General features: G+C 65.9%; 3 protein-coding genes and 1 pseudogene. 1 reads left to right on the forward strand and 3 read right to left on the reverse strand.

Annotation, left to right across the window (positions count from 1 at the left end; genetic code table 11):
* On the forward strand, window positions 1–871 hold an 871-nt coding region (gene dusA, locus EOA28_RS28540), incomplete at its 5' end, for a tRNA dihydrouridine(20/20a) synthase DusA (RefSeq protein ID WP_128315523.1).
* A gap of 10 nt (window positions 872–881) precedes the next feature.
* Here dusA and EOA28_RS28545 read toward each other — a convergent pair.
* The 3 genes and pseudogenes from EOA28_RS28545 to EOA28_RS28555 form a co-directional block, all read right to left on the reverse strand.
* Entirely contained in the window at window positions 882–1,586 is a 705-nt protein-coding gene (locus EOA28_RS28545) for a TIGR02281 family clan AA aspartic protease (protein WP_127250566.1), read from the reverse strand.
* A gap of 79 nt (window positions 1,587–1,665) precedes the next feature.
* Window positions 1,666–2,826, reverse strand: a pseudogene (locus tag EOA28_RS28550) (DNA repair protein RecN); the annotation flags it as partial.
* Between the two features lie 8 nt (window positions 2,827–2,834).
* Window positions 2,835–3,691, reverse strand: an 857-nt coding sequence (locus tag EOA28_RS28555; protein ID WP_245501614.1) for an outer membrane protein assembly factor BamD, incomplete at its 5' end; no start/stop codon positions are given.

Here is a 3,691-nt window from a genome sequence, read left to right on the forward strand (position 1 = left end):
CGCGGTCATCCACGGCGCGCGTGAACGGTTGCTCGGTTTCGACGATGTCGAGCATCCGGTGGCGCTGCAGCTTGGCGGATCGGATCCGGCAAAGCTCGTCGAGGCGGCGCGGATCGGCGAGGCCTTCGGCTATGACGAGATCAACCTCAATGTCGGCTGCCCGTCAGATCGTGTCCAGTCGGGAACATTCGGCGCCTGCCTGATGAAGACGCCGGCCCTGGTCGCCGACTGCGTCGCGGCCATGAATGCTTCGGTGAAAATCCCCATCACGGTCAAATGCCGCATCGGCGTCGACGACCAGGACCCGGAGCCTGCGCTCGACACGCTTGCCGACGGCGTGCTCGCGGCCGGCGCCGACGCGCTCTGGGTGCATGCCCGAAAGGCCTGGCTGGAAGGGCTGAGCCCCAAGGAGAATCGCGACATCCCGCCGCTCGACTATCCGCGCGTCTACCGGCTGAAGGCCAGAAAGCCGAACGAATTCATCGGCATCAACGGCGGCATTCAATCGCTTGCGGAGGCGTCGGCGCATCTCGCTCATGTCGACGGCGCTATGCTCGGCCGTGCAGCCTACCATACGCCGGGCATCCTGACCGGCGTCGATACCGCGTTCTACGGCGAAGTGGCAGCCGCCTTCGACTATCCGGGCCTGATCGACGCCATGGCCGGCTATGCCGCTCGCCACATCGAGCGGGGCGGGCGGCTCGGCCACATCACCCGCCATATGGTTGGGCTGTTCCACGGTCTGCCCGGCGCGCGCCGCTTCCGGCAGATTCTTTCCACGGATGCGAACAAACCTGGCGCCGGGCCAGAGGTGCTGAAGAGCGCGTTCGCGGCAATCGATTTCGCGGCGGCGGAAGCCGAGGCGGCCTGACTCGATCCGATTAATCCCGCAGGATCATGCGGTCGCCGCGCACATCGAAGCCCGACAACGAACCGATGAAGTTCATGCCGAGCAGGCTTTGTTCCAGCATGCCGGGCGCGGCGACCATCACCGTCATATCCTTGCGCACGATGCCGCCGATCGCCAGTTCGTCGGTTCTGACGGTCGCGGCGCGCGCCATGCCGTTGGCGGTGGAGACGTCGACGCTGTAGCTGAGCGCCGCCGGGTTGAAGCCCGCGGCCTGGGCATCTTCCGATGTCAGCACGGTGCTGGTCGCGCCGGTGTCGACGACGGCACGCACCGGCGCGCCGTTGACCAGGATGCGGGCCTCGAAGTGGCCATTGCCGGCCTTGTCGAGCGTGACGGTCGGGCGGCCGTTCTCCACGCCGAGCGCCAGCGGGCTGCCCGGCACCAGGCCGGCGGTGACGCGGCTCGCGACGTCCTGCAGCTCGTAGCGATACTGATAGCCGGCGATCAGCACGAGGATCAGCGCGGCCCAGACACCGATATTGCGTGCCATGTCGCCAAGCAGCCGGCCCGAGCGGAGCAGGCTCGCGCCGATCACCATGACCAGCACGCCGACCCAGATCAGCCGGCCGAAGTCATTGTTGTTCATGCCGAAAGTGTGGCCGGCCGAGTTGTTGAGCATCAGCAGCACCAGCCCGACGCCGATCACCGCCATGACGATCCAGAACAGCCGGTTCATCGGTTTCTTCTCACAGAACGCCGCGTTCGCGCGCCATGCGGGCACGCCGGGTTTCGCGGCGCGGCCGGCGCTCCACCGTTTCGAGCCGCGCCGGCAGTTCGGCCATCACCGCTTTGGTCAAGCCCGATGCCGCCGCCTGGCGCAGCGAGGAAAGCTGCGCCGCGGAAATGTCGTAGGCCTCGCGCGCCGCGGCGGCCTGCTTCTCAAGCGCATGCAGCCGCTCCTCGCCGGCATCGAGATCGGCAAGATCGGCCACCATCGTGTCGCGCAGTTGCGCCAGATCGTCCACCGCGACATTGTGCTTGCGCGAGGCGGCGCGCAGCGCGAAAAGCCGCTCCTCCGCCTTCTCCAGGCGTTGCGGATCATATTCGGTGGCGCGAAGCGCAGCTTCCACGCCGGATTGCGCGGCATCGAGCGAGATCATCGCCTCGTCCAGCGATTTCACCACGTCGTCGAGCAGGCCCGGCGCTTCGCCCGCCTTGCGCTGCAGCCGGCGCAATAGGCTGGCAAGCTGCGGTAAGGGCGAGGATGGCCCCGACAACACATCCTGCGCGTCGTGGATTTCGGCGGCGATCTTCTCGACCCGCATCATCTGCGCGCGCAGTTCGGCAAGCTCCGTCTCCTCGCCCGGCTGCGGATCGAGTTTCGCGAGCTCGGCCACGGAAGCGCGCAGATAATCGGCCTCGCGCGCCGCCGCCTCGACCTTGGCGCGATGCCGCGAAAGCTCCTGCTCGCAGTTTCGCCAGTAGCGCCAGGCTTCGCCCGTGCCGCGCACGGCGCCCAGATGGCCGCCGAAACTGTCGAGCAATTCGCGATGCGCGCCGGGATCGACCAGCGCGCGCTCGTCATGCTGGCCGTGGATCTCGACGAGTGCGCGGCCGACATCGCGCATCAGCGTGACGCTGGACGGCTGGTCGTTGACGAAGACGCGGGTGCGGCCGTCACCGGTCTGCACGCGGCGCAGGATGATGTCGCCATCGTCCTCGATGTCGTTTTCGGCAAGCAGAGCGCGGGCCGGATGGTTGCGCGGCACGTCGAACACCGCGATGACCTGGCCTTGCGCAGCGCCATGGCGCACGAGCGAGGCGTCGCCGCGCGCGCCGAGCGCCAGCGACAAGGCATCGAGCAGGATGGATTTGCCGGCGCCGGTTTCGCCCGTCAGCACCGAAAGCCCAGGCAGGAAGTCGATGTCCAGCTTCTCGATCAGGACGATATCGCGGATCGACAGTCTGGACAGCATCGCAAGCTTCAGGCGCCGGTGATCAGCTTCCCGGCCTTGGAGATCCACGATCCGGCATTCTCGCGCGGCTCAAGCCCGTTGCTCTGCAGGAGCTTGTAGGAATCCTTGTACCACTGGCTGTCCGGATAGTTGGTGCCGAGCACCGCCGCGGCCGTCTGCGCTTCCGAGGTCAAGCCCATGGCATAATAGGACTCGGTCAGGCGCGCGAGCGCCTCCTCGACATGGCGGGTGTTGGAATAGGTCTCGACCACGGTGCGGAAGCGCTTCACGGCGGCGATGTATTCGCGGCGTTCGAGATAATAGCGGCCGACCTGCATCTCCTTGCCGGCAAGCTGGTCGTTGGCGAAACGGATCTTGTCCTTGGCGTCGGGGACATATTCGGAATTCGGCCAGCGCGTCACCAGATCCTGCATGGTCTGGATGGTCTGACGCGCCTCCTTCTGATCCTGGGTGACGTCCTTGATCTGCCGGTAATAGCTCAGGCCGATGATATACTGCGCGTAAGCCGCGTCGTCGGTCGACGGATAAAGCGTCAGGTAGCGCTTCGCGGTGCCGATCGCTTCGTCATAATTGCCGGCGCGGTAATCGGCGAAAGCCCCCATCACCATCGATTTGCGAGCGAATTCCGAATAGGGATGCTGGCGATCGACCGCATCGAACTTCTTGCTCGCCTCGTCGAGGCGGCCGGCATTCATATTGGCCAGGCCCTGGTTGTAGAGGACGTCGGCCGGCTCGGTCTGATCGACATAGGTCGCCAGGTTGACGTCCTTCTCGGATGACATGCAGGCCGAAAGAACAAGCGCGGGAGCAACCACCGACAGCGCCAGCAAAACACCCCGACGCGGCGTTACCGATTGTCCAACTC

This window comes from Mesorhizobium sp. M2A.F.Ca.ET.067.02.1.1 (assembly GCF_004023285.1).
Lineage (GTDB): Bacteria > Pseudomonadota > Alphaproteobacteria > Rhizobiales > Rhizobiaceae > Mesorhizobium.